Origin of the sequence: Citrobacter sp. R4 (genome assembly GCF_026719175.1) — a bacterium.
GTDB classification, from domain to species: Bacteria; Pseudomonadota; Gammaproteobacteria; order Enterobacterales; family Enterobacteriaceae; genus Citrobacter_A; species Citrobacter_A sedlakii.
Genome location: NZ_JAPPSU010000004.1, coordinates 26,218 through 52,877, shown reverse-complemented (window position 1 = coordinate 52,877; position 26,660 = coordinate 26,218). Strand labels below are relative to the sequence as shown.

At 55.7% G+C, this 26,660-nt stretch carries 26 protein-coding genes; 18 read left to right on the top strand and 8 right to left on the bottom strand.

Annotation, left to right across the window (positions count from 1 at the left end):
* Window positions 1–34: 34 nt before the first annotated feature.
* Window positions 35–2,167 (bottom strand): intracellular growth attenuator protein IgaA, encoded by a 2,133-nt coding sequence (igaA, locus tag OOJ60_RS10945; RefSeq protein WP_042286382.1) that lies wholly within the window; start codon window positions 2,165–2,167, stop codon window positions 35–37.
* Window positions 2,168–2,491: 324 nt separating this feature from the next.
* On the opposite strand from igaA, the gene nudE reads away from it, so the two are divergent.
* Window positions 2,492–3,052 carry an ADP compounds hydrolase NudE gene (gene nudE / locus OOJ60_RS10940; RefSeq protein ID WP_060571183.1) on the top strand — a complete coding sequence of 187 codons (561 nt, stop codon included), beginning with the start codon at window positions 2,492–2,494 and terminating at the stop codon, window positions 3,050–3,052.
* 87 nt (window positions 3,053–3,139) lie between these two features.
* On the opposite strand, the gene mrcA is transcribed toward nudE, so the two are convergent.
* On the bottom strand, window positions 3,140–5,692 hold the full coding sequence (mrcA, locus tag OOJ60_RS10935; RefSeq protein ID WP_042286376.1) for a peptidoglycan glycosyltransferase/peptidoglycan DD-transpeptidase MrcA: 2,553 nt from the start codon (window positions 5,690–5,692) through the stop codon (window positions 3,140–3,142).
* A 120-nt stretch (window positions 5,693–5,812) separates the two neighbouring features.
* Between mrcA and OOJ60_RS10930 the strand changes: the two genes are divergently transcribed.
* The 12 genes from OOJ60_RS10930 to trpS all read left to right on the top strand — a co-directional run bounded on the left by OOJ60_RS10930 (window position 5,813) and on the right by trpS (window position 15,846).
* Complete coding sequence (locus OOJ60_RS10930; protein ID WP_205612552.1) at window positions 5,813–6,595, top strand: DNA utilization protein HofM; 783 nt, start codon at window positions 5,813–5,815, stop codon at window positions 6,593–6,595.
* Window positions 6,592–7,131 carry a PilN domain-containing protein gene (locus OOJ60_RS10925; protein WP_205612551.1) on the top strand — a complete coding sequence of 180 codons (540 nt, stop codon included), beginning with the start codon at window positions 6,592–6,594 and terminating at the stop codon, window positions 7,129–7,131. The genes OOJ60_RS10930 and OOJ60_RS10925 overlap by 4 nt, the downstream gene beginning before the upstream one ends.
* Window positions 7,115–7,570, top strand: coding sequence for a HofO family protein (locus OOJ60_RS10920; protein ID WP_205612550.1), 456 nt, complete (start codon window positions 7,115–7,117; stop codon window positions 7,568–7,570). The genes OOJ60_RS10925 and OOJ60_RS10920 overlap by 17 nt, the downstream gene beginning before the upstream one ends.
* Window positions 7,563–7,967, top strand: coding sequence for a HofP DNA utilization family protein (locus OOJ60_RS10915; RefSeq protein ID WP_205612549.1), 405 nt, complete (start codon window positions 7,563–7,565; stop codon window positions 7,965–7,967). The genes OOJ60_RS10920 and OOJ60_RS10915 overlap by 8 nt, the downstream gene beginning before the upstream one ends.
* A complete protein-coding gene (gene hofQ / locus OOJ60_RS10910; RefSeq protein WP_181822435.1) occupies window positions 7,879–9,117 on the top strand; it encodes a DNA uptake porin HofQ in 1,239 nt (412 codons plus the stop codon). Before OOJ60_RS10915 ends, hofQ begins: the two co-directional genes overlap by 89 nt.
* A gap of 306 nt (window positions 9,118–9,423) precedes the next feature.
* Entirely contained in the window at window positions 9,424–9,945 is a 522-nt protein-coding gene (gene aroK / locus OOJ60_RS10905; protein WP_042286358.1) for a shikimate kinase AroK, read from the top strand.
* A gap of 80 nt (window positions 9,946–10,025) precedes the next feature.
* The gene (gene aroB / locus OOJ60_RS10900; RefSeq protein ID WP_205612548.1) at window positions 10,026–11,114 is read left to right on the top strand and encodes a 3-dehydroquinate synthase; all 1,089 of its coding nucleotides are present in this window, start codon (window positions 10,026–10,028) and stop codon (window positions 11,112–11,114) included.
* Between the two features lie 97 nt (window positions 11,115–11,211).
* Window positions 11,212–12,501, top strand: a complete 1,290-nt coding sequence (damX, locus tag OOJ60_RS10895) for a cell division protein DamX (RefSeq protein WP_205612547.1) — start codon at window positions 11,212–11,214, stop codon at window positions 12,499–12,501.
* 65 nt (window positions 12,502–12,566) lie between these two features.
* Complete coding sequence (gene dam / locus OOJ60_RS10890) at window positions 12,567–13,403, top strand: adenine-specific DNA-methyltransferase (protein ID WP_042286349.1); 837 nt, start codon at window positions 12,567–12,569, stop codon at window positions 13,401–13,403.
* Between the two features lie 17 nt (window positions 13,404–13,420).
* On the top strand, window positions 13,421–14,098 hold the full coding sequence (gene rpe, locus OOJ60_RS10885; protein ID WP_042286346.1) for a ribulose-phosphate 3-epimerase: 678 nt from the start codon (window positions 13,421–13,423) through the stop codon (window positions 14,096–14,098).
* Window positions 14,091–14,849, top strand: a complete 759-nt coding sequence (gene gph, locus OOJ60_RS10880; protein ID WP_060571192.1) for a phosphoglycolate phosphatase — start codon at window positions 14,091–14,093, stop codon at window positions 14,847–14,849. The genes rpe and gph overlap by 8 nt, the downstream gene beginning before the upstream one ends.
* Window positions 14,842–15,846 carry a tryptophan--tRNA ligase gene (trpS, locus tag OOJ60_RS10875; RefSeq protein ID WP_042286340.1) on the top strand — a complete coding sequence of 335 codons (1,005 nt, stop codon included), beginning with the start codon at window positions 14,842–14,844 and terminating at the stop codon, window positions 15,844–15,846. The genes gph and trpS overlap by 8 nt, the downstream gene beginning before the upstream one ends.
* Before the next feature lie 70 nt (window positions 15,847–15,916).
* Here trpS and OOJ60_RS10870 read toward each other — a convergent pair whose 3' ends face one another.
* The 6 genes from OOJ60_RS10870 to tsgA all read right to left on the bottom strand — a co-directional run bounded on the left by OOJ60_RS10870 (window position 15,917) and on the right by tsgA (window position 23,015).
* Window positions 15,917–16,084 (bottom strand): YhfL family protein, encoded by a 168-nt coding sequence (locus tag OOJ60_RS10870; protein WP_042286337.1) that lies wholly within the window; start codon window positions 16,082–16,084, stop codon window positions 15,917–15,919.
* 245 nt (window positions 16,085–16,329) lie between these two features.
* Window positions 16,330–17,703, bottom strand: a complete 1,374-nt coding sequence (gene cysG / locus OOJ60_RS10865; protein ID WP_042286335.1) for a siroheme synthase CysG — start codon at window positions 17,701–17,703, stop codon at window positions 16,330–16,332.
* An 11-nt stretch (window positions 17,704–17,714) separates the two neighbouring features.
* Entirely contained in the window at window positions 17,715–18,524 is an 810-nt protein-coding gene (gene nirC, locus OOJ60_RS10860) for a nitrite transporter NirC (RefSeq protein ID WP_199957555.1), read from the bottom strand.
* A 116-nt stretch (window positions 18,525–18,640) separates the two neighbouring features.
* A complete protein-coding gene (gene nirD, locus OOJ60_RS10855) occupies window positions 18,641–18,967 on the bottom strand; it encodes a nitrite reductase small subunit NirD (RefSeq protein ID WP_200035615.1) in 327 nt (108 codons plus the stop codon).
* Complete coding sequence (nirB, locus tag OOJ60_RS10850; RefSeq protein ID WP_042286328.1) at window positions 18,964–21,507, bottom strand: NADPH-nitrite reductase large subunit; 2,544 nt, start codon at window positions 21,505–21,507, stop codon at window positions 18,964–18,966. The genes nirD and nirB overlap by 4 nt, the downstream gene beginning before the upstream one ends.
* Before the next feature lie 326 nt (window positions 21,508–21,833).
* Entirely contained in the window at window positions 21,834–23,015 is a 1,182-nt protein-coding gene (gene tsgA / locus OOJ60_RS10845; RefSeq protein WP_042286325.1) for an MFS transporter TsgA, read from the bottom strand.
* A 293-nt stretch (window positions 23,016–23,308) separates the two neighbouring features.
* Here tsgA and ppiA point away from each other — a divergent pair, with 293 nt between their 5' ends.
* From ppiA to argD, 5 genes are all read left to right on the top strand, one after another.
* Window positions 23,309–23,881 (top strand): peptidylprolyl isomerase A, encoded by a 573-nt coding sequence (ppiA, locus tag OOJ60_RS10840; protein WP_042286322.1) that lies wholly within the window; start codon window positions 23,309–23,311, stop codon window positions 23,879–23,881.
* 106 nt (window positions 23,882–23,987) lie between these two features.
* Window positions 23,988–24,155 carry a YhfG family protein gene (locus tag OOJ60_RS10835; protein ID WP_060571196.1) on the top strand — a complete coding sequence of 56 codons (168 nt, stop codon included), beginning with the start codon at window positions 23,988–23,990 and terminating at the stop codon, window positions 24,153–24,155.
* Window positions 24,145–24,747: a putative adenosine monophosphate-protein transferase Fic gene (locus OOJ60_RS10830; protein ID WP_042286314.1), complete on the top strand. Its 603-nt coding sequence runs from the start codon at window positions 24,145–24,147 to the stop codon at window positions 24,745–24,747. The genes OOJ60_RS10835 and OOJ60_RS10830 overlap by 11 nt, the downstream gene beginning before the upstream one ends.
* A gap of 31 nt (window positions 24,748–24,778) precedes the next feature.
* Window positions 24,779–25,342, top strand: a complete 564-nt coding sequence (gene pabA / locus OOJ60_RS10825) for an aminodeoxychorismate synthase component 2 (RefSeq protein WP_181822440.1) — start codon at window positions 24,779–24,781, stop codon at window positions 25,340–25,342.
* Window positions 25,343–25,427: 85 nt separating this feature from the next.
* Entirely contained in the window at window positions 25,428–26,648 is a 1,221-nt protein-coding gene (gene argD, locus OOJ60_RS10820) for a bifunctional acetylornithine/succinyldiaminopimelate transaminase (protein ID WP_205612546.1), read from the top strand.
* Window positions 26,649–26,660: the final 12 nt, after the last annotated feature.

Genomic DNA, 26,660 nt, shown 5'->3' with positions numbered 1-26,660 from the left:
ACAGGGTAGCACATCCCGTCGCGCAGACAGGATATCAGATGAGGCTATCCGGAGAGGCAATGAGCTTGGGATTCAGACAGCTTTCATAATACGCCTGAATTTCCATCATACGGGTGCGGTGACGCTGATAGCGACGGAAAGCCTGCACGCCATTATAGACGGCGCTGACCAGCATCGTCAGCATCAGTAACGTGGTGCCGAGATAGCGCCATAATCCGGAGCGATCCGGAATACGGTGCAGGCCGATGTGTTGCGTGCCGTTGGCGTCAGTATAGATATTGGTGACGATCCCCTCGGCGCTAAACGGCGTTTTCATCAGCATTTGCGCCAGACGCTGGAAGGCGTTCCACTGCTCCTGCGGCGGGTAATCGTACAGCGAAACAGCAGGCCACGGCTGATCGACGAGATCGCTGCCTTCGTCACTGACGATCAGAAATCCGCCCGGCGCGGGGCTGTTCAGCGACTGGGCGGCGCGGGCAGTCTCGCGGGCGATAAAGGGCGCCGTTGAGGTGGCGACCAGATTATCAAGCGACTCCGCGCTGACCGGACGCAGCAGAACGTTTACGCCATCCAGCTTACCGGTGTTGGCCCGTTTAACCAGCGCGCTCCAGTCTTTGCTGTTCCCCAGATTTACCAGCGCGTTTTTCAAACGCACACATTCATCTTCTGCCGCGCACAAATCTGCGGTTTTCAACACAATATCGCCAAAGTCATCAATCAACACCATCCCTGATTTCTGAATCGCCGAACGTAACGCCGCGCTGACGCGGGATTCATCTTCCGGCTTAGGATGCAGTTGACGGTTAACCGCCTGCGACAGCGCCGTGGCCTTGTTGACCAGATCGGACTCCGGTAACGGCAGCGCAGCCGCGTCGTTCCAGATGATTTGCGAGCAGTCGAACGGCATAAACGGCGAATTCGTCTGGGCGCTCCAGGTGCCGTTGGCATGAATATTACACATTCCCGTACCGCGAATATTCAGCGTGTCGCCCACGCGCACGCCCGCGTCTGCGAGCTGCTTTACGCTGGTTGCCTCAACGGTTTGCGCGCCTTTCATCCAGGATAGCGTGAACTTGATCGGCATATCCAGCGGGATGCAGAACAGCAACATGATCAGCACCAGCAAAGAGCCACCAGCGATAACGGTGCTGCGCACCCAGTGCTGGAGCGGGAAGTTTTTTACTTCATCGTGCAGGGATAAAAAACGCCCCTGGCGCACGACGTGGCGATCAAGATAAATATCAATATCCGTTTGCTGGCCTAAGTCCTGCGTTATCCACGGCTGCCAGTGCGGTGGATAAACCAGGTCGATAATGCCGAGCGAAATATTGTTAATTTGCTCCTGGTTATTTTCGCCAAACAGTCCCCAGCGACGGGGGGTACCGCGCAGACAGTGAATCTCCCGGAGCGCTGATTTCGACGGCGGGGCGTACAGTCCCCACAAGCCAGCGACCAGCAGCAAAACGGCACCGCCAACCATCCACGGCACAAAAACGTCTGGGGTGATCAGGCAGAAAAAGAACAGCAGGAAAGAGGCGACAATCAGTAGCGCTTCACGGAATCCCGCAGGGCGGCTCAGCGCGTACTCTTCGTGGGTTTCCTGACGAATATTCAGCAGCTCGATCTGCTCGCTTTCTTCACCACGGATCGACGCTTGCGTTGAACTGGCTGGCTGTAGCGCATAGCCGCGCGCCTCCTGCATATACTCTTGCAGCGTATGGCCGTTCAGGGAGATCACCAGCGGCAAGGTATCGGTATGGATCAGCTCGACGTTATTTTCGTCATTAATGTATTGTTCCCAGAACGGCGGCAGATGGACCTCGACGGAATCGAGGTAATAGCGCCATTTATTGGGATCGTCGGTGGTAATGCCGTAACGGGTGATCGAGTGCGTCAGAATAATGACGTTTTGGCTTTCAGCATTCAGCGTCAGCGAGACCGGCGCCGCGCTGGCGCCTGTCGGGCCGGGAACCCGTTGGATTTGGCTCAGGCTTTCCAGATAGTTTTCCACGGCGCTGCGTTCGTCCGCCGTGAGCTTGCGGGTCGCCGCGTCAGAGAACGCATGGCTCCACGGCAGCTTACGCCGCCTGGCGCGCACAGTGAACCGCCACCAGACCAGCAACAGGCCGACCAGTAACGCCGCTAAAAAAATCAGAATGGTGCTCATGCTTTCCCCATCTTACTTAATCTGTCAGGCGTGGTCAGTCGCACCCTGTCACAATAAACGTGATTCTGTGGTTGGCTATCGGCAAGCATGGAGTTGAACTTGAGCATTTTTCAGCGCATCCCAGTGAATGCTGATGATAGCAAAACCAGCAAAAGCGGAATATCAGCAAATTCCTGGACGTATTTCAACCTATTGACTTTTAATTTGAAATAGGAATTATATTTTTATTAGGTTACAAAGATGTAAATAAACGGCAATTCACATTGCCGAAACCGTGTTGCGTATCGCACAATGACGGTAGATTCCACGGCAAAGATTCTCACGATGAGCAAATCATTACAAAAACCCACCATTCTGCATGTCGAAACAGTCGCGCAATCGCGGCTTTTTAGCGTGGAAAGTGTGGATCTCGAATTCAGTAACGGCGTGCGCCGCGTTTATGAGCGGATGCGTCCTACCAATCGTGAAGCGGTTATGATTGTGCCGATTGTTGACGATCATGTGATTCTGATTCGCGAATACGCAGTGGGAACCGAATCCTACGAGTTGGGTTTTTCCAAAGGGTTGATCGACCCGGGCGAGAGCGTGTTCGAGGCTGCAAACCGGGAGCTTAAAGAAGAAGTCGGTTTTGGCGCGAAGGATCTGACGTTTTTGAAAAAGCTCAGCATGGCCCCCTCCTATTTCTCCAGCAAAATGAACATCGTGGTGGCAGAAGGTCTGTATCCGGAGTCGTTGGAAGGGGATGAGCCGGAACCGCTGCCGCAGGTGCGCTGGCCGCTGGCGCATCTGATGGATCTGCTGGAAGATCCTGATTTTACCGAAGCGCGTAACGTGAGCGCGCTATTTCTGGTGCGTGAATGGCTGAAAGGACAGGGAAGGCTCTGATACGCGCTTTCCCGTAAAAATGGCTAACACGGTGTTCAGAACGGGTCATCGACAACAATAAAAAAGGCGCCGGAGCGCCTTTTTTGATCAGAACAGTTCGTGCGTTTCACCATTGTCGATAATGGTGGTGCCCACCTCATGCACCGCCTGTTGCGTTGGCTGGGTGCCTTCAATGAAATATTCCGCCCGGCTGTTGCCGCCGTTAGCCAACTGCCCGGTGCTGCGATCGATATTCACCGTCACAATGCCCGGCGGCGGGGTTAGCGGCTCTTCAGGCACGCCTTCCAGTACCGCTTTCATGTAAGCATCCCACGCCGGTTGCGCGCTCTTTGCGCCGCCTTCGTAGCCGGAGATCTGATCTTTTATCGCGCCGGAAGCGGTGGTACGTCCGAGATCGCGACGGTGGTCATCGAACCCAATCCATACCGACGTCACCACGCCCGGGCCGTAGCCGGAGAACCATGCGTCTTTCGAACTGTTGGTGGTTCCGGTTTTCCCGCCGATATCGTGACGCTTAAGATCGCGGCCCGCGCGCCAGCCGGTCCCCATCCAGCCGGGTTCACCGAAGATATTGGTGTTCAGCGCGCTTTTGATCAGGAAAGCCAGCGGGGTGTTAATGACGTGCGGCGCATATTCCTGCGCGCCCGTCTGCGCCACCAGCGCCTGGTTTGCCTGCTCCAGTTTTGGCATTGGCACAGCGGCATTTTGCTGCTCGCCAGAGACCGCGACATCTTCCACGTTGCTGTTTTCCAGAACGTTCGATTTCTGCGTATCGCCGTAAATCACCGGAATATCACATTCCGGACAGGCAATTTTGGGCTTTGCCTCAAAAATTACGCCGTTCTGGTCGGTTTCAATCTTGCTGATGAAATACGGATCGACCAGGAAGCCGCCATTCGCCATCACCGCATAGCCGCGCGCCACCTGTAACGGCGTAAAGGAGGCCGAACCCAGCGCCAGCGATTCGGTATGCACAATGTTCTGTGCCGGGAACCCGAAGCGCTGTAAGTATTCTGCCGCGTAATCCACGCCCATCGCACGCATCGCGCGCACCATTACCACGTTTTTCGACTGTCCCAGACCCTGACGCAGACGGATCGGACCGGCATACTGCGGCGGGGAATTTTTCGGACGCCAGTCGGAACCGGCGCCGGCATCCCAGCGAGAAATCGGCACATCGTTCAGCATGCTCGCCAGCGTCAGGCCTTTATCCATCGCCGCAGTATAGAGAAACGGCTTAATGTTGGAACCGACCTGACGCAGCGCCTGAGTCGCGCGGTTGAACTTGCTCTGGTTGAAGTCAAAACCGCCCACCAGCGCCAGTACCGCGCCATCTTTAGGATTGATCGACACCAGCGCTGAGTTCACGTCCGGCACTTGCGCCAGCCACCAGGCATCGCCCATCTTGCGAACCCAGATTTGCTGGCCCGTCTGGATAACGTCGGTGACTTTACGCGGCGTCGGCCCCTGCTGGGTATCCGAACGGTACGGGCGCGCCCAACGAATGCCTTCCATACGTAGCGCAACCGATGAGCCATCCGCCAGCGCCGCAGTGGCTTCCTGCGGATTCGCGCTGGTGACCACGGCGGGGAGCAGCGGGCCGTAGGTTGGCAGGGCTTTCAGCGTGTCGGTGATTTTCTTACTGTCCCACGCCGTTTCGCCCACTTTCCACAGCACGCTCGCCGGACCGCGGTAGCCGTGGCGCATGTCATAGTCCAGCACGTTATTGCGTACCGCCTGCTGGGCGGCCTGCTGCACTTTGCGGGTGATCGTGGTGTAAATGCGATATCCGTCTTCATAGGCGTTTTCGCCGTAACGGGCGTACATTTCCTGACGCACCATTTCGGACAGATACGGGGCGGAGAAGGCGATTTCCGGGGCGTGGTAATTGGCGTCGATCGGCTCATCACGCGCCTGGTCGTACTGCGCCTGGGTGATGTAGCCTTCGCTCAGCATACGTGACAGCACTACGTTGCGGCGTGCTGTCGCGCGATCCATCGAATAGAGCGGGTTGAACGTTGAAGGCGCTTTCGGCAGACCGGCAATCACCGCCATTTCGCTTAAGGTGAGTTGATCGATAGACTTACCAAAGTAAACCTGCGCCGCCGCACCGACGCCGTAGGCGCGGTATCCCAGATAGATCTTGTTCAGATAAAGCTCAAGAATTTCGTCCTTGTTCAGCATTTGCTCAATGCGGATGGCGAGGAACACTTCCTTGATCTTACGTATCAGCGTGCGCTCCGGACTCAGGAAAAAGTTTCTCGCGAGCTGCTGAGTAATGGTACTCGCTCCCTGCGACGCATGGCCGGAAAACAGCGCGACGCTGGCCGCACGGAAGATCCCCACCGGGTCCACTCCGTGATGCTCATAGAAACGACTGTCTTCCGTCGCGATAAACGCTTTCACCATTTCCGGCGGGATCTGGTTCAGCGTGACCGGAATACGACGCTTCTCGCCATATTGGGCGATCAGCTCGCCGTCCGCGCTGTACACCTGCATCGGAATCTGCAGGCGTACATCTTTGAGCGTCGCGACGTCAGGCAATTGCGGCTCAATATAACGATACAGACCATAAATCGAGCCTGCTCCCAGCAGGATGCAACATACTGCAAGGATCAATAAATACTTTACGAACTTCACTGGAGATTTCCCATTTAGTTTCATTTGGGCAGTTTATAAACAACCGCGCGGTAGTATAAAGGCAAGCCTGACGCATTGATATACCCGTAAGAGCGACGGGTGATAAGGAGATCATCAGCGATGGCTTTTAAAATCTGGCAAATTGGCTTGCATATTCAACAACGTGAAGCGCTGGCGGTGGCCGTTGTGCGCGGCGCTTCGGGGTGGTCGCTTCAGCGCTGGTGGCGTATCCCATTGGCGCAATCCACCTTGCAGGAAGGGCACATGCACGACCCGGAACTGCTTGCCGCGGCGCTCCACGCCTGGAGCCGTGAACTGCCGCAGCGACATCAGGTTCATCTCTCGTTTCCCGCCAGCCGTACGCGGCAAAAGACTTTTCCCCGACCGTCGATGTCCTTACGCGAACGAGAGCAAACAGCGTGGCTGACGGGCTCGCTGGCGCGCGAACTGGATATGGACCCGGACGCCCTGCGTTTTGACTACAGCGAAGATGCGCTGGCCCCCGCGTTTACAGTAACAGCCGCCCAGGACAAAGAAGTCTCCACCTTGTTAACGCTCGCGCAAACGCTCCGGATCCAGGTCGCGGCTATCACACCAGATGCTTGCGCGCTGCAACGGCTGCTGCCTTTTCTTCCTCCCACGCAATCCTGCGTGGCCTGGCGCGATGAGACGCAGTGGCTCTGGGCGACGCGGTACGCCTGGGGGCGCAAAACGGTGGCGGAGGTGGCGTCAGTCGATGGGCTTTCCGCGTCTCTTTCCCTTACGCCAGACGCCGTGGCGCTGTGTGCGAAAGCGCAGTTTGATCCGTGGCAGGCGATTTCAGTTCGCCAGCCTCCTGTCCCTGATGAAGGCCACGCCTTCGCCGTCGCGCTTGGGCTTGCGCTGGGAGACGCGCGCGCATGACGTCATCTGTCAATTTTCTGCCCTGGCGACAGCGCCGACGCAGGGCCTGCCTGCGTTTCTGGGGCGTCATGTTTGGCGCATCCGCCGCGCTGGCACTCGCGGCAGGCATGATGGGGTATGCCACCCGAAACGTTAACGGGCGGGTGGATGCGCAGTTATTGCAGGCTGAAAACCAACGGATGTCGGCGCTGACTGCCATAAAACCGCATCTGCAGCGGCGCCAGATGCAGACGCAGCAGGCCATAGCGCAGGAGAAGCGGCGAAAGGCTACCCGGCGGTGGCAGTCTGCGCTGCGCGCGCTGGCGCAGCATCTTCCTGAACAGGCCTGGCTGACAAAGATCGAGTACAGGCAAAGCACGCTGGCGCTGAGTGGTAAAACGCTGACCTATGCGGCATTAAGCGCGCTGGAGACAACGCTGCGGGGCTCCCGGACCTTTGTCATCAGCCACACTGGCGGGACGCGTCAGAACGAGCAGAGACACTGGCTCTTTGAATATCGCCTGACAGAGAGAGATACGCATGACAGCGCTCTTTGATCTCTGGTGTGCGTTATCGCCACGGATACGGGCCGTTTGCTGGGCGGGCTGGACATTAGCCCTGAGCGCGCTGGCAGCGTATTGCCTGTTTCTTTCACCCGTGGAAAGCGGCGCATCGCTGGCGCTGCAGCGGGCGGCGAACGCTCAACGTTGGCAAAGCCTGCATCGCCTTGCAGAGTCGGCGGCGCATATCCCTGCGTTAACGACGGCAAATACCGCGCCATTCTCCCCGCTCGCTATCGCGTTGCCGGGATTGCGCCTGCGCCACTGGCAGCCATCGACGCAGGGCGGAGAACTGGCACTGCGCGCAAAGTGGGAGGCGATTCCTTCGCTGTTTGCGTATCTCGCAGAACGCGGAATCTCGGTCAACGGTTTTTCCCTGACGGCGGAGAAAAACGCACTGCTGCTGACGCTTACGCTGGAGTCGCTTCATGACTAACAGGCGCTGGCTTCTGGCGGTTATCTCGCTATTGCTCCTGACCGGGATGCGCGATCCCTTTCGCCAGCCAGAGGATCGCTGCCATTCCTCTACACTGGCGCAGTGGCGGTATCAGGGCGTGGTTGGAATAGGGGAGCGACATATCGGGCTGCTGCGCGACAGCGAACATCGATGGCGGCGGGTTGAGCTGAATACGGTGCTTGATACCGGCTGGACGGTCATTCAGCTCAACGAGCAGACATTAACCGTTCAGACGGGAACAGAATGTGACCCGCCGCAATGGCGATGGCAAAGACAAGGAGACGTTGATGAGGCATTGGATACTGGCGGTACTGTTAGCCATATTGCATCCGGCACAGGCCGGAAAGGCACAGAGCGTTACTCTGGTGGTGGATGACGTGCCGGTAGCCCAGGTGTTACAGGCGCTTGCCGAGCAGGAGCGTAAAAATCTGGTGATCTCGCCGGACGTTAGCGGCGCGGTGTCGCTGCATCTGACGGACGTGCCCTGGCAGCAGGCGTTACAGACGGTGGTAAAAAGCGCGGGTTTAGTGTTGCGTCAGGACGGTTCGATTATGCATATCCATTCCGCCGACTGGCGGAGCGCAGAGGCGGCGCGTCGGGAAGCGGAAAACGCGAGGCGACAGGCCAGCCTGCCGCTGGAAAATCGCCCTATCCCGCTGCACTATGCCGACGCCGGTGAGTTGGCGAAAGCGGGGAGTGCGCTGCTGAGCCCCCGGGGCAGCATCACGGTGGATAAACGCACCAACCGGCTGCTGGTCAGAGACACCCGACCGGCGCTGGCATTGCTTGAACACTGGGCAGGACAGATGGATCTTCCGGTCGGGCAGGTCGAACTGGCGGCGCATATCGTGACCATAAACGAGAAAAGCCTGCGCGAACTGGGCGTCAAATGGACGCTGGCCGACGCTCAGCAGGCGGGCAGCGTAGGGCAGGTGACAGCCCTGGCGGGCGACCTGTCCGTTGCCGCGGCGACAGCGCGCGTGGGGTTTAATATCGGGCGAATAGATGGGCGCATGTTGGATCTGGAGCTTTCCGCACTGGAGCAAAAACAGCAACTTGATATCATCGCCAGCCCGCGCCTGTTGGCCTCGCATTTACAACCCGCCAGCATAAAGCAGGGAAGCGAGATCCCCTACCAGGTTTCCAGCGGCGAAAGCGGCGCCACGTCAGTCGAGTTCAAAGAAGCGGTGCTGGGAATGGAAGTGACGCCTACGGTGCTGGCAAAGGGGCGGATTCGCCTTAAACTGCATATCAGCCAGAACATGCCGGGGCAGGTGCTGCAACAGGCCGACGGCGAAGTGCTGGCTATCGACAAACAGGAGATCGAAACGCAGGTTGAGGTGAAAAGCGGCGAAACGCTGGCGCTGGGCGGCATTTTCTCGCGTAAGAATAAATCCGGTAAAGACAGCGTGCCGTTGCTAGGCGACATTCCCTGGCTTGGGCAGCTTTTTCGCCATGACGGGAAAGAAAATGAGCGCCGTGAACTGGTGGTCTTCATTACCCCCAGATTGGTCTCGACAGAATGATTTATGCATGAAACACCGGTGTTTTTGCACTTAACTCGTTTCAGGGGTTTGACGTGCGCAACTATTTAGCATACAAGGAGTACCGATTTGAGAGTCGGTACTTCTCATCGCCGTCCGGCAACGCTGACTCGGGTTGTCTACAATCTGGTTTGGTGATTTATTCAGTTGCCAAACCCGCTTGAGTATTGAGATAATTTTCAGTCTGACTCTCGCAATATCTTATGAGGTTTCAGTTCATGTCCTGCTGCGCTCAGTGTCGGCGAAGCGGGTTTATCATTAACGATCAGTCTTAGTAGTACCGAAAAAATGGCAGAGAAACGCAATATCTTTCTGGTTGGGCCTATGGGTGCCGGAAAAAGCACCATTGGGCGCCAGTTAGCTCAACAACTCAATATGGAATTTTACGATTCTGATCAAGAGATTGAGAAACGCACCGGAGCTGATGTGGGCTGGGTCTTCGACGTAGAAGGTGAAGACGGCTTCCGCGATCGTGAAGAGAAAGTCATTAACGAATTGACGGAAAAACAGGGTATTGTGCTGGCAACCGGCGGTGGCTCTGTTAAATCACGTGAAACCCGTAATCGTCTTTCCGCGCGTGGCGTCGTGGTTTACCTCGAAACGACCATCGAAAAACAACTTGCGCGTACGCAGCGCGATAAAAAACGTCCGCTGTTGCAGGTGGAAGCGCCGCCTCGCGAAGTTCTGGAAGCGTTGGCCGACGAACGCAATCCACTGTATGAGGAGATTGCTGACGTCACTATTCGTACCGACGATCAGAGCGCGAAAGTCGTTGCAAATCAGATCATTCATATGCTGGAAAACAACTGATTCCGGCTTGAGCCTGGCCCATTAGGCTCTTAATACACACTCGGTAAGCGGGTATTAGCTATTAAGGTGGATGTCGCGTCATGGAGAGGATCACCGTCACTCTCGGGGAACGTAGTTACCCTATCACCATCGCGGCTGGTTTGTTTGACGAACCGGCTTCTTTCTTACCGCTGAAATCGGGCGATCAGGTTATGTTGGTCACCAACGAAACCCTGGCTCCCCTCTATCTTGATAAGATTCGCAGCGTACTTGAACATGCGGGTGTCAACGTTGATAGCGTCATCCTGCCTGACGGCGAGCAGTATAAAAGCCTGACGGTGCTGGATTCCGTGTTTACCGCCTTGCTGCAAAAACCGCACGGTCGTGATACGACACTTGTCGCGCTTGGCGGCGGCGTGATTGGCGATCTGACCGGTTTCGCCGCCGCCAGCTATCAGCGCGGCGTGCGCTTCATTCAGGTTCCAACGACGCTTCTGTCGCAGGTTGACTCCTCCGTTGGCGGTAAAACCGCCGTCAATCACCCTCTCGGCAAGAATATGATCGGCGCGTTTTATCAGCCCGCCTCCGTGGTCGTGGATCTCGACTGCCTGAAAACGCTGCCCGCGCGCGAGCTGGCGTCTGGCCTTGCGGAAGTGATCAAATACGGCATCATCCTTGATGGTGAATTTTTCCGCTGGCTGGAAGAAAACCTGGATGCGTTACTGCGTCTCGACGGCCCGGCGATGGCGTACTGTATTCGTCGTTGTTGTGAGCTGAAAGCCGAAGTTGTCGCAGCAGACGAGCGCGAAACCGGCTTACGTGCTTTACTCAATCTGGGACACACCTACGGCCATGCTATTGAAGCTGAAATGGGTTATGGCAATTGGTTACACGGTGAAGCGGTCGCAGCAGGTATGGTAATGGCGGCGCGCACTTCGGAACGGCTCGGGCAGTTTACGCCAGCAGAGACGCAGCGCATTATCACCTTACTTGAGCGCGCCGGATTGCCGGTTCACGGTCCGCGAGACATGTCCGCGCAGGCTTACCTGCCGCACATGCTGCGTGATAAAAAAGTGTTAGCGGGAGAAATGCGCTTAGTGCTTCCGCTGGCGATAGGGAAAAGTGAAGTCCGCGGCGGAGTGTCGCATGAGGTGGTTCTTAACGCTATCGCTGATTGCCAGCAGGCGTAACAACAAGAAAGGTCGGACTGATACGGCACACGTATCGGCCATTTAAATTCAGGTTTGGTGCAACGTAGTAAGCATTAACCTTTGAGTGGGGTGTTAAATGGATGAATTCAAACCAGAAGACGAGCTGAAACCCGATCCCAGCGATCGTCGCCCTGGTCGTTCTCGTCAATCTTCTGAACGCGGTGAGCCGCAGATCAACTTTGATGATGTTGATCTGGACGCGGACGATCGTCGTCCCACTCGCGGACGCAAAGAGCGTCTTGATGAGCCGGAACCAGAAGAATACGAATCCGATGACGAAAGTGTGGATGAAGAACGCGTTGAGCGTCGTCCACGTAAGCGTAAAAAAGCGTCCAGTAAACCCGCTTCCCGTCAGTACATGATGATGGGCGTAGGGGTGCTGGTGCTGTTGCTGCTGATCATCGGAATTGGCTCCGCGCTGAAAGCGCCATCCACGCCTTCTTCCAACGCACAAACGGCCTCAGGCGAAAAGAGCATCGATCTTTCCGGCAATGCCGCAGATCAGGCTAACGGGGCGCAGCCTGCGCCAGGCGCTACATCCGCCGAGCAGACCGCAGGGAATTCCCCGCAGGACGTCTCTTTGCCGCCGATCTCCTCAACGCCAACGCAGGGTCAGGCGCCAGCCACGGCAGAAGGTCAGCAGCGTGTTGAAGTTCAGGGTGACCTGAATAATGCGCTGACCCAGCCGCAGGGTCAGGAACAGATGAACAATGTGGTGGTGAACTCGACGCTGCCGACTGAACCCGCTACCGTGGCGCCGGTTCGTAACGGCAACGCGCCGCGTCAGACGGCAACCGCGCCGACAGCGGAACGTCCGACGCCGTCCCGTCCGGAGCGGAAGCAGGCGGTGATTGAGCCGAAGAAACCGCAGGCAACCGCGAAAGCGACACCAGCAGAACCAAAGCCGGTGACCCAGCCGAAGCGTACCGAACCGACAGCAACGTCTAAACCGGCAACGTCCGCGCCAGCCGCGACGACAGCGCCTAAGGCCACGGCGAGCGCCACGCCTGTGCAGAAAGCCGCCCCGGCTCAGACCACGTCAGCGGCAACGACAGGGAGCGCCGGTGGAACGAAAAGCACCGGTAACGTCGGTTCTCTCAAGTCAGCGCCGTCCGGTCATTACACGCTGCAGTTGAGCAGTTCTTCTAACTACGACAACCTGAACGGTTGGGCGAAGAAAGAGAATCTGAAAAACTATGTGGTATATCAGACGACGCGTAATGGTCAGCCGTGGTATGTTCTTGTAACGGGCGTCTATGCCTCGAAGGATGAGGCAAAACGCGCAGTGTCTACGCTGCCAGCCGATGTGCAGGCAAAAAATCCGTGGGCTAAACCGTTGCATCAGGTTCAAGCCGATCTCAAGTAATGTTAAGCGCAGGATGCTGTCGGAGCTTTCTCCACAGCCGGAGAAGGTGTAATTAGTTAGTCAGCATGAAAAAAAATCGCGCTTTTCTGAAGTGGGCAGGGGGAAAGTACCCCCTGCTGGATGATATTAAAAGGCATTTACCAAAAGGCGAATGTCTGGTCGAACCCTTCGTTGGGGCCGGGTCGGTGTTTCTCAACACCGACTTTTCGCGTTATATCCTTTCCGATATTAACAGTGACCTTATCAGCCTCTACAACATTGTGAAAACACGTACCGACGAGTACGTGCAGGCTTCCCGCGAGCTGTTTACGCCCGAAACAAATCTCGCTGAGGTTTACTACCAACTGCGCGAAGAGTTCAATTCCAGTGAAGATCCCTTCCGTCGCGCGGTGCTGTTTCTGTATCTGAACCGCTATGGCTACAATGGCCTGTGTCGTTACAATCTGCGCGGTGAATTTAACGTCCCTTTTGGCCGTTATAAAAAACCTTACTTCCCGGAAGCTGAGCTGTATCACTTTGCCCAAAAAGCGCAGAATGCAGAGTTTCATTGCCTCTCTTATGAAGAGTGCATGAATCGCGCGGATAGCAATTCGGTTGTCTATTGCGATCCGCCTTATGCGCCGCTGTCGGCGACGGCGAATTTTACCGCTTACCACACCAATAGCTTCAGTCCCAAAGAGCAGGCGCACCTGGCTCAGATGGCGGAAAAGCTGGTCAGTAAGCGGATCCCGGTGCTAATTTCGAACCACGATACGCCCGATACGCGTGAGTGGTATAAAGCGGCAAAACATTTTCAGGTCAAAGTGCGACGCAGTATAAGCAGCAACGGCGGCACACGTAAAAAGGTGGACGAACTGCTGGCTTTGTACAAACCAGGAGTCGTTTCACCCGCGAAAAAATAATTCTCAAGGAGAAGCGGATGAAACAGTATTTGATTGCCCCCTCAATTCTGTCGGCTGATTTTGCCCGCCTGGGTGAGGACACCGCACAAGCACTGGCTGCCGGTGCGGATGTCGTGCATTTCGATGTGATGGACAACCACTACGTCCCCAACCTGACTATCGGCCCGATGGTGCTGAAGTCTCTGCGCAAATACGGCATTACCGCACCCATTGACGTGCATCTGATGGTGAAGCCGGTTGATCGTATTGTCCCGGACTTTGCCGCCGCAGGCGCCAGCATTATTACTTTTCATCCGGAAGCCTCTGAACACGTTGACCGCACGCTGCAACTGATTAAAGAACATGGCTGTAAGGCGGGTCTGGTCTTCAACCCGGCAACGCCGCTGAGTTATCTCGATTACGTGATGGATAAGCTGGATGTGATCCTGCTGATGTCCGTAAACCCGGGTTTTGGCGGCCAGTCGTTTATTCCGCAAACGCTGGACAAGCTGCGTGAAGTGCGTCGCCGTATCGATGAGTCCGGCTACGACATTCGTCTCGAAGTTGACGGTGGTGTGAAGGTAAACAACATCGGTGAAATCGCGGCGGCGGGAGCAGATATGTTCGTTGCAGGCTCCGCTATTTTCGATCAGCCTGACTACAAAAAAGTCATTGATGAAATGCGCCGTGAACTGGCAAAGGTAAGTCATGGATAAATTGCAGGATATTCGGGGCGTCGCCTTCGACCTCGACGGCACGCTGGTCGACAGCGCGCCGGGATTAACCGCCGCGGTGGATATGGCGCTGTACGCGCTGGAACTGCCGACGGCAGGCGAAGAACGCGTGATCGCCTGGATAGGTAACGGCGCGGACGTATTAATGGCGCGTGCGCTTGCCTGGGCCCGTCAGGAGCGCGCCACGTTACGTCAGTCCCAGGGCAAACCCCCCGTCGATGATGATATCCCCGCCGAAGAACAGGTCCGCATTCTGCGCAAGCTGTTCGACAGATACTATGGCGATGTGGCTGAAGAAGGGACGTTTTTATTCCCTGATGTCGCCGACACGCTGGGCGCGCTGCACGCGAAAGGGCTGCCGTTAGGTCTGGTGACCAACAAACCGACGCCGTTTGTCGCGCCGCTGCTGGACGCGCTGGATATCAGCAAATATTTCAGCGTGGTTATCGGCGGTGACGACGTGAAAAACAAAAAACCGCATCCGGATCCGCTGCTGATGGTGGCAAGTAAGCTCGGTATTTCGCCTGAGCAATTGCTCTTTGTCGGGGATTCGCGTAATGATATTCAGGCTGCAAAAGCGGCAGGTTGCCCGTCAGCAGGACTCACCTACGGCTATAACTACGGCGAGCCGATCTCTCTGAGCCAGCCTGACCTCATGTACGACCGCATAAATGAACTTCTGCCCGCTCTCGGGCTTCCGCATAGCGAAAATCAGGAATCGAAAAATGACTAAGCCCATCGTTTTTAGTGGCGCACAGCCCTCAGGTGAATTGACCATTGGCAACTACATGGGTGCGCTGCGTCAGTGGGTGAACATGCAGGATGACTACCACTGTATCTACTGCATCGTTGACCAGCATGCCATCACCGTGCGTCAGGATGCACAGCAACTGCGCAAAGCGACGCTGGACACCCTGGCGCTGTACCTTGCGTGCGGTATCGATCCTGAGAAAAGCACCATCTTTGTTCAGTCTCACGTGCCGGAGCACGCGCAGCTGGCCTGGGCGCTGAACTGCTACACCTATTTCGGTGAATTGAGCCGCATGACCCAGTTTAAAGACAAGTCTGCGCGCTACGCCGAAAACATCAACGCCGGTCTGTTTGATTATCCGGTGCTGATGGCAGCCGATATTTTGCTGTATCAGACTAACCAGGTTCCGGTCGGCGAAGACCAGAAACAGCACCTCGAACTGAGCCGCGATATTGCGCAGCGTTTCAACGCGCTGTATGGCGAGATCTTCAAAGTGCCTGAGCCGTTTATTCCGAAGTCAGGCGCGCGCGTGATGTCGCTGCTGGAGCCGACCAGGAAGATGTCCAAGTCAGACGACAACCGCAACAACGTGATTGGTCTGCTGGAAGATCCGAAATCGGTGGTTAAGAAAATCAAACGCGCGGTGACCGACTCCGACGAGCCGCCGGTCGTGCGTTACGATACCCAGAATAAAGCGGGCGTATCTAACCTGCTGGACATCCTTTCAGCCGTCACCGGTCAGAGCATCCCTGAACTGGAAAAACACTTTGAAGGCAAGATGTATGGCCATCTGAAAGGCGAAGTGGCGGAAGCCGTTTCCGGCATGCTGACCGAGCTTCAGGAACGTTATCACCGCTTCCGCAACGACGAAGCGTTCCTGCAGAAAGTGATGAAAGAAGGGGCTGAAAAAGCCAGCGCGAGGGCTTCTGAAACGCTGAAAGCGGTGTACGAAGCGATTGGGTTTGTCGCCAAACCGTAATAACACGCGAAAAACGAAAAAAACCGGGAAGCCCCGGTTTTTTTGTATCTGCGCAATTTTTCAGAGTCTATTACTCTGCGGTTGGACCACAGCCGCCAATAATTTTGGAAATAGAAATGGCCGGGTGCAGCAGGTAGTCATAAGAGCAGGTTTTATTGCGGTTTTCAACGTGACCCGTACATGCCGTCAGGGTAGCCAGCGCTGCGCCCACCAGTGCCATTTTAATAAACTTGTTCATTTACATTTCCTATGTAAAAAATATAATTTTTAACTAATGATAGAGGTGGTGAATATATTTTCCCCACCCGGATTCGACGATAGCGTAATCTATTTTTTGCGTCAGTAAGGGAATGGAGAAATAAACCGGGGCAAGATGCTTATGTCTTTAAATTCATGAGGTTATAAGAAGGTATGATTCCGGACGTTTATTCCTGACGGCAATAAAAAAGGCCAGACAGTGCTGGCCTTAGTGTTCAGGCAGTATTAATGGTTGGAGAACCAGTTTAGCTTTTCGCGTAATCCGACGACGCGACCTACGATAATTAATGCAGGACTTTCTACCTGCGTCGCCAGCTCGCCTAATTGTGCGAGTTCGCCTTTCACCACCCGCTGTTTTACTGCGGTGCCGTTTTCTACCAGTGCGACGGGCATATCCGCCTGCATACCGAATTCGATCAATTTCTGTTGAATAGTAGCGGCTTGATTCAGGCCCATGTAAAACACCAGCGTCTGTTTTTCTGCCGCCAGGTTTTCCCAGTCCAGCTCGCCGCCGGTCTTCAGGTGGCCGGTGACCAGACGGACGCTCTGCGCGTAATCGCGATGGGTCAGCGGGATCCCGGAGTATGCAGAGCACCCGGAGGCGGCGGTAATTCCCGGCACCACCGAGAACGGAATGCCCGCATGGCAGAGGGTTTCCAGCTCTTCGCCACCGCGACCAAAGATAAACGGATCGCCGCCTTTCAGACGCACCACGCGTTTGCCTTTTTGCGCTTCGCGCAGCAGGATCTGGTTAATTTCCTCCTGCGGTACGCAGTGGTAGCCCGCGCGTTTGCCGACGAATACGCGATCCGCGTCGCGACGCACAAGGTTCATGATGTCGTCTGACACCAGACGGTCGTACACCACCACGTCGGCCTGCTGGATCTGTTGCAGTCCTTTCAGGGTCAGAAGGCCGGCATCGCCCGGTCCTGCTCCCACCAGCACCACTTCGCCGCGATGATCCAACGGCTCGTTAAGTAACTGCTCGGTGACGTCCGCCACTGCTTTTTCGTCGGTGTTAGCCAGCGACTGCGCCAGACGATCGTTAACGAAGAATTTTTCCCAGAAGCGACGGCGTTCGCCCATGGTGGCGAACTGCTGCTTCACACGTGAGCGCAGTGTTCCGGCGTAATGTGCGACCTGACCGAGATGCTGAGGCAGCAGGGATTCCAGCTTTTCGCGCAGCAGGCGGGCAAGCACCGGTGAGGTGCCGCCCGAGGAGACCGCCACCATCAGCGGCGAACGGTCGATAATTGACGGCATGATGAAGCTGGCGGCTTTCGGCGCGTCCACCACGTTACAGAAGATTCGGCGCAATTCTGCCGCATCGCTGACGCGCTGGTTAACTGCATCATCATCCGTGGCGGCAATCACCAGCCAGCAGGGGTCAAGAAGGGTTTCATCAAAGGGCCCTTCGACCAGGGTTAACATGCCCTCATTTGCCCATACGGTGAACTGCGGATCAAACGCCAGCGCATTCACCGTTAAACGCGCGCCCGCGTCCAGCAGCAGCCGCGCTTTGCGTTCTGCGACATCACCACCGCCGACAAGCAAACAGTCGCGGTCACGGAGTTGACAAAATATAGGCAAATGGTCCACGACATTACCCCTTAATCACTGATCAGATTCTCAGTTTGGTTAATTTTCGCCGGAACGGGACGCTCCGATTTTGGCGTAGCATACCAATAACCTAATCCCATGAATACGACACCGGACAAAGTATTGCCAAGAGTCACCCACAGCAGATTATGCCCTATTCCTGCCAGGGTGTAGGCTTCGCTATGGTGACCGAACCAGGAGAGGGCAAATAGCGTCATGTTCGCCACGGAGTGCTCGTAGCCGGAGGCGATAAACGCCAGCAGGCACCACCAGATCGCCATAAATTTGGCGGCGCCTTCGGTGCGAATCGCCATCCAGATCGCCAGACATACCAGCCAGTTGCACAGCGCGCCTTTAAAGAACAGAACCGTGGCTGGCGCGGTGGTTTTCGCCAGCGCCACGGAGTGCACAATGCTGGTATCAACCGGCAGCAGGCTGCCGCCGCCCCAACTGTACATCAGTGCGACAAACACGGAGCCGACCAGATTGCCGAGCCAGGTTTGCGGCAGAATCGCCCACATCTGACCGTGGGTGATGGTGCCCGCCTTGACGCCGAGCGTCAGGAACAGAGTATGCCCGGTAAAAAGTTCAGAACCGGCGATGATCACCAGCGTTAAGGCGATGCCAAAGGTAGCGCCCATCACCAGTGGTCGTACAGAAGGTTCAAGAAGGTTGCCCAGCGTGAAGATCAAGATGATGCCGAGGCCAACGTAGGCTCCCGCCATTGCAGAGCTTACCCAGAATCCCAGCGGGTTTTTTGCCGACAGGCGTGCGATACGCGCAGCGTTAGCCGCACATTTATTGATAGTGTCAGTAAACATAGTATTGATTATCCCTTTTCACTTCAGCCTCTGCGCTGCCGCACAAATGACGTTGTGAACACAATTAACAATGAAAAAAACGTCAAAAAAGGGAGGCGTTGCGCCTCCCGAAAAAATTAACCGCGTAACTGCACAATGCCCTCTTTCACCCGCGCGTCGTAATGCGCGACGGAATGACTTTCGTCTTCCATGCACAACCCGTCGCTCAGGCGGAAGCGTTGTTTTTTCAGCGGGCTGGCGACCCACAGTTCGCCCTGATGCTCTGCTATCAGTCCGCGAGAAAGTACGCTGGACTCAAAGAACGGGTCGATGTTGCTAATCGCGAACACCTGATCGCTGTGATACGGGCGGAATATGGCGACCTGTTCCTCGCCTAACAGCGCGCAGACGCCGGTTTCCGGCAGGATGTCATCAATGTGGCAAATGTCTTTCCACTGGCTCATGCGTTTTCCTCCACCAGAGTGACCGGGATGCGTTCATACGGCGTGGCCGGACGATGCTGTTCACGTTCAGGCACGACCTGGACGTTCGGATCGCGTTTATCGCTGTTGATGAAGTGCTTAAAGCGAACTTGCGCAGAGGGTGTATTGACGGTTTCAGTCCACTCACACACCACGGCTTCGCGCAGACGCGCCATCTCTTCTTCGAGATGGGCGTTTAGGCCCAGCTTGTCGTCAATAATGACGGACTTCAGATACTCGATGCCGCCTTCCAGGTTATCCAGCCACGGCGCGGTACGGGTCAGTTTGTCCGCTGTGCGGATGTAGAACATCATGAAGCGGTCGAGATATTTGAGCAGCGTTTCACGGTCAATATCCGCCGCCAGCAAATCCGCATGGCGCGGTTTCATCCCGCCGTTACCGCAGACGTACAGGTTCCAGCCTTTTTCTGTGGCGATAATGCCCACGTCTTTCCCCTGGGCTTCGGCGCATTCACGAGTACAACCGGAGACGCCGAACTTCATTTTGTGCGGGGTGCGAATACCTTTGTAGCGGTTTTCCAGCTCAACGCCGAAGCCCACGCTGTCACCGACGCCGTAGCGGCACCAGGTGCTGCCGACGCAGGTTTTCGCCATACGTAGCGCTTTGGCATAGGCATGACCGGTTTCGAAACCGGCTTCGATCAACTGACGCCAGATTTCCGGGAGATCGTCTTTCTGCGCGCCGAACAAGCCGATACGCTGAGAACCGGTGATTTTGGTGTAAAGGTTAAATTCTCGGGCGATACGGCCCACCGCCACCAGTCCTTCCGGAGTGATTTCGCCACCAGCAGAACGGGGAATAACGGAATAAGTGCCATCTTTCTGGATATTCGCCAGAAAGTTGTCGTTAGTATCCTGCAGCGGGGTGTGCTGCGGCTTCAGAATGTATTCGTTCCAGCAGGAGGCCAGCAGGGAACCGACGGTGGGTTTACACACTTCACAGCCGTAACCTTTTCCATGTTTTGCCAGCAGCTCTTCGAACGTTTTGATGCCTTCGACGCGAATCAGGTGGAACAGCTCCTGGCGTGAATAGGCAAAGTGCTCGCACAGGTTGTTGTTCACTTCAATGCCCTGTTTCGCCAGTTCGGCGTTCAGCACCTGGGTGACCAGCGGGATACAGCCGCCGCAGCCTGTACCGGCTTTGGTTTCGGCTTTCAGCGCGGCGACGGTGTGACAACCTTTGTTGATGGCGGCGACCAACATGCCTTTAGTGACGTCGAAGCAAGAGCAAATTTGCGCGCTGTCCGGCAGCTTGTCCACACCAATCGAGGGCTTACCGCTACCCGCGTGGGCAGGCAGGATCAGGGAGTCCGGGTTTTCCGGCAGTTCGATAGCATTCAGCACCAGTTGCAGCAGGTTGCCGTAGTCGCTGGTGTCGCCCACCAGCACCGCTCCGAGCAGGGTTTTGTTATCTTCGCTAACAATAAGGCGCTTATAGACCTCTTTGCTTTCGTCGAGGTAAACATAGCTACGCGCGCCCGGCGTGCGGCCATGCGCGTCGCCAATGCCGCCCACGTCAACGCCCAGCAGCTTCAGCTTAGCGCTCAGATCCGCGCCTTCAAAAACGTTTTCGCTGCCAAGGATATGATCAACGGCGACCTGCGCCATTTTGTAGCCTGGCGCCACCAGGCCGTAAACGCGATTGTTCCAGCTTGCGCATTCGCCGATGGCGTAAATGTCCGGGTCAGAAGTTTGACAGGCGTCGTTAATCACGATCCCGCCGCGCGTAGCGACATCAAGGCCGCACTGGGTCGCCAGCTTGTCGCGTGGGCGGATACCGGTCGAGAAGACAATAAAGTCGACTTCCAGTTCGCTACCATCGGCAAAACGCATGGTCTTACGCGCCTCGGTCCCTGTCTGGACGATCTCTTTGGTATTTTTGCTGGTGTGGACGCGCACGCCCATGCTTTCGATTTTGCGGCGTAGCTGTTCGCCGCCCATCTGATCCAGCTGTTCCGCCATCAGCATTGGCGCGAATTCGATGACGTGGGTTTCCACGCCGAGGTTTTTCAGCGCGCCGGCCGCTTCCAGGCCTAACAGTCCACCGCCGACTACCGCGCCACGTTTGCTGCGACGGGCGCAGGACTCAATGGCATTGAGATCTTCAATGGTGCGATAGACAAAGCAGTCCTGCGTTTCGGAGCCTTTAATCGGCGGGATCCACGGATAGGAGCCGGTGGCCATGATCAGCTTGTCATAGTAAACCGTGCGGCCCGCGCTGGAGTGGATCACCTTTTCCTGACGGTTGATGGTGATAGCGCGTTCGCCGACCAGCACTTTCACGCCATGCTTCTCGTAAAAGCCTTCACGCACCAGAGAGAGTTCTTCGGCAGTGTGATGGGAGAAGTAAGATGACAGGTGCACACGGTCATACGCTTTGCGGGGTTCTTCGCAGAAAACAGTAATATCAAAATTGGCAGCGTCGGATTTATCAAGAAGATCCTCAATAAAGCGATGGCCGACCATACCATTACCGATAATAGCGAGTCTGACTTTGCTCATTTTTGCCTCGATTTCTTTTCTATTACTGCCTACCTTAACGATTCAGCAACCCCACTTATTGATGCAAATCAAATTCACCTTTATATACTCCTTAAGGGGTATATTGCTGATTTGTCAGGATTTTTATAAGTCACGGAAATGTCAGACTTTTCGCGATTGTATAAATAACGTACAAAATGAGGGGTTTTTCAGCATCTCCAGCTACTCCCGGCGAAGAGAGGCGCTAAGACCTTAGAGGGAGGCGGACCGGACGACAACACGTTACGTTTTATCCGGCTCAGGAAAGATCAGGATGCCCGGTAACCCTACGCTACCGGGCAACTGAATTAATGCATCGCGGACACCTCGTGACGGCGATGGCGGGTGACAAAACCGAGGATAAAGCACATCACAAACACGACGGCATACAGAGCGTTAGCGGTGAACAGCGCCGCCTGCGGGCCGCTGTGCGCCACGATAGGACCGGTGACCACGAAGGTCAACATGGTGCCAATGGTGCCGCAAGTCAGCACAAAGTTAACCAGCTTTGGCGACGCCACTTTCGTCTGCTGGGAGCCCAGCGTAATAATCGTGGTGTAAATGGCGCTTGAGAAAAAGCCCAGCGCGAGGATAAACCACGGCATATGCGCTGGCGTGCCGGTGATAAACAGATACATCAGAACCGCAGCCAGACCGGCGAGCACCGTCAGGATGCGCTGCAAGTCAAAGAAACGCAGGATGACGCTGAATGCCCACATACCGAACATATAAGACATCCAGAAGTTGCTGACCAGCGTACCGGCATCGTTCAGACTCATTCCCAGTCCCTTCGCGTATTCCGGTACCCATGAGATAAAGCCCAACTGGCCCAGGATATAGCACAGCGCGGCAATGGAGAGAAACAGTACGCCGATGCCCCATTTTTCTTTTACTGCCGGTGTATCGCTTTTCGGTGCATGTTTGCCCAGCGCGGGGAATTCACAGCCAAAGGTCAGCAGGAAAATCGCCACATAGACCAGGCCGATGCAGGCATATACCCAGTACCACTCGATGCTGCGGGCCAGCAAAAAGGCGGCAACCATTGGAAAAATCATCCCCGCCATGCTGAAGAAGGAGTCGGTAAAAAGCAGGCGCGAGCCGCGCTGACGGCCTTCGTACATCTGGGTGATCAGGAAAGTCCCGATCGACATGGTGATACCGCTTACCACGCCGAGCACGAACATCGCAGCGGAGAACAGCGCCAGACTGTGGCTGAACATCAGTCCGGCCACCGCCAGTACCATCAGGATAAAGCCAAAACGCAGCTGCGTTTTTAGCGGGACGATTTCCATCAGCCAGGCGTTAAGAAAAATGGAGATCAAAATACCGGCGTTCAGGAAGGTGAAGGTATTACTCATACTGGAAACCGGCAGGTTGAAATACTCTGCGATGTTTCCCATCACCATCCCGGTGACAATAACCAGCGCCCCGGTCAGGGCGTAGGAAAGAAAGCTAATCCATGTGAGCTTGATGCGGTTGCTGTTAGTCATGACTGGCCTGTGTTGATACGCACCTGAAAACTGTGTGTATAAGAAAGTAAAGCGCATTGACTGCGCCACGAGCGGGCAGATTTTAGGCGCTTTAGTGATTCATTTAAACTTTTATTGGCAATTAATAAGTGCGTTACATTTTTTATTGTGATCAAAATCACGCATAGACTGACGGTCAGTAAGTTACAGATGTTTCTGGTAAGTAAAAATAGGTAAAAGGATGGCCTTGTCTCTGAAGCCTCTTTAGAATCAAAGCACTTGCTTTTTGTTACCGCTCTCGTTAAGGAATTCTCATGCTCAAATCGACCCTGGCGGCTGTCGCAGCTGTTTTCGCCCTTTCTGCTCTCTCTCCTGCGGCGTTGGCGGCGAAAGGGGATCCGCACGTTCTGCTGACAACCTCTGCCGGTAATATTGAACTGGAACTGAACAGCCAGAAAGCGCCAGTATCAGTGCAGAACTTTGTCGATTACGTGAACAGCGGGTTCTATAACAACACCACATTCCACCGTGTGATCCCAGGCTTTATGATTCAGGGCGGTGGGTTCAACGAGCAGATGCAGCAGAAGAAGCCGAATCCGCCGATCAAAAACGAAGCCGACAACGGTCTGCGTAATACCCGAGGCACCATTGCGATGGCGCGTACCGCAGACAAGGACAGCGCCACCAGCCAGTTCTTCATCAATGTCGCCGACAACGCCTTTCTCGATCACGGCCAGCGCGACTTCGGATACGCCGTCTTTGGTAAAGTTGTGAAAGGGATGGATGTAGCCGATAAGATCTCTCAGGTTCAGACCAAAGATGTGGGCCCATACCAGAATGTGCCGACAAAACCGGTCGTTATCCTCTCCGCAAAAGTCCTGCCGTAATCCCTTTCGGCGCGGGTGTTTCATGCCCGCGCCTGTTTCCCCTTCCTGCGTAACCGCGTATTGCCGCTTATACTTGGCAGACACGAGACTATCAGGGAGGCGTAAAGTGAAAAAACTCACCGACAGACAGAAATCCCGGCTCTGGGAGCAGCAGCGTAATACCAATTTTCAGGCCAGCCGCCGTCTTGAGGGCGTCGACAGCCCGCTAGTCACGTTAACCGCGCCAGAGGCGCTGGCACGCCTTGACGAACTCCGGAGGCACTATGAGCGCTAAAATCGGCGACGATCGCGATCCGTATCTTTACCCCGGTCTGAACGTTATGCGTAACCGACTGGGGATCCGCCAGGCGGAGCGGCTGACGCAGGCGGCATGGGAGCTGACGGCGCTGCGGGCGGCAACCATTGAGCTTGGCCCGCTGAAGCGAGGGCTACCGCATTTATGCGCCCTCCATCGCCAGCTGTACCAGGATGTTTTCGACTGGGCAGGGCAATTGCGCGAGGTCGATATTTATCAGGGCGATACCCGCTTTTGCCATTTCGCGTATATCGAGAAAGAAGGCAACGCCCTGATGCAGGATCTGGAAGAAGAAGGGTATCTGGTTGGGTTGCCCAAAGAGAAGTTTGTGAATCGCCTGGCGCATTACTATTGTGAGATCAACGTACTGCACCCGTTCCGCATCGGCAGTGGTATGGCGCAGCGTATTTTCTTTGAACAGTTGGCCATCCACGCGGGCTATTTACTGCACTGGCGGGATATTCCGGTCGATCGCTGGAACCAGGCGAATCAGGAAGGGGCGATGGGCGACCTTAGCGCGCTGGAGGCGATATTTCGGAAAGGGGTAAGCGAAGTCGAGGAAACTGAGTAGAATAGCGTGGTTTTCTTGTACCGGAGCCGCCATGATCCTGCTTATCGACAACTACGATTCGTTTACCTGGAATCTTTACCAGTACTTTTGCGAGCTGGGCGCGGATGTGCTGGTTAAGCGCAATGATGAGCTGACGCTGCCGCAGATTGACGCGCTTGGCCCGCAAAAAATCGTCATCTCCCCCGGCCCTTGTACGCCTGATGACGCTGGCATTTCGCTGGCGGCGATTCGCCATTACGCCGGGCGACTGCCAATGCTTGGCGTCTGTCTTGGGCATCAGGCGATGGCGCAGGCCTTCGGCGCAACGATTGTCCGCGCGGCGAAGGTGATGCACGGCAAAACCGCGCCTGTCCGCCATAACGGGCAGGGGGTGTTTCAGGGTTTAGCCAACCCGTTAAGGGTAACCCGTTACCATTCGCTGATTGTTGATCCTGCCACGCTGCCCGCTTGCTTCGAGGTCACCGCCTGGAGCGAGGCGCAGGAGATCATGGGGATTCGCCATACGACCTGGGATCTGGAGGGCGTTCAGTTCCATCCGGAGAGTATTCTCAGCGAGCAGGGGCATCAACTGTTGGCTAATTTCCTTAACCGATGATTTATGGTTGCCATTTAGTGATTTTTTATGCATATTTTGTGATTATTATTTCACATTGTTTTTTGCATAAGTGGATGGGCATGAGATGGCAACTGAACAAACGGCAGTAACTCGCGCAACTTTCGATGAAGTCATTCTGCCAGTTTATGCACCGGCGGACTTTATCCCGGTGAAAGGTAAAGGCAGCCGGGTCTGGGACCAGCAGGGCAAAGACTATGTCGATTTTGCCGGAGGGATTGCGGTTACCGCGCTCGGTCATTGCCACCCGTCGCTGGTGGAAGCGCTGAAAGCGCAGGGCGAAACGCTCTGGCATACCAGTAACGTATTCACCAACGAACCGGCGCTGCGTCTGGGACGGAAACTTATCGCCGCCACCTTTGCCGAGCGCGTGCTGTTCATGAACTCCGGGACGGAAGCCAACGAAACGGCGTTTAAACTGGCGCGTCATTATGCATGCGTCCGCCATAGCCCCTTCAAAACCAAAATTATCGCCTTCCATAATGCGTTCCACGGTCGTTCGTTGTTTACCGTTTCCGTGGGCGGTCAGCCGAAGTATTCCGATGGTTTCGGCCCAAAACCGGCCGATATCATTCACGTGCCCTTTAACGATCTCCACGCCGTCAGCGCGGTGATGGACGATCACACCTGCGCAGTAGTGGTCGAGCCGGTACAGGGCGAAGGCGGCGTGCTGGCGGCGACGCCGGAATTCCTGCAAGGCCTGCGCAAGCTGTGCGACGAGCATCAGGCGCTGCTGGTGTTTGATGAAGTACAAAGCGGCATGGGGCGCACCGGCGATCTGTTCGCTTATATGCACTATGGCGTGACGCCGGACATTCTGACCAGCGCGAAGGCGTTGGGCGGCGGTTTTCCGGTAAGTGCGGTACTGACCACCCAGGATATCGCTTCGGCATTTCACGTGGGCTCGCATGGTTCTACCTATGGCGGTAACCCGTTGGCCTGTGCGGTTGCGGAGGCGGCGTTCGATATCATCAGTACGCCAGCCGTGTTAAGTGGGGTGCAGACGAAGCGGCAGAGATTTGTTCAGCATCTGCAACAGATCGATGAACGCTTTGACGTTTTCAGCGACATTCGCGGCATGGGCCTGTTGATTGGCGCCGCACTGAAGCCGCAGTATAAGGGGCGCGCGCGTGATTTCCTGTATGCGGCAGCGGAGGCGGGGGTGATGGTGCTCAACGCTGGCCCTGAGGTGATGCGTTTTGCTCCCTCGCTGGTGGTGGAAGAGGCGGATATCGACGAAGGAATGCAGCGTTTCGCGCAAGCCGTCGCGAAAGTCGTAAGCGAATAGGCCGCATAGAGC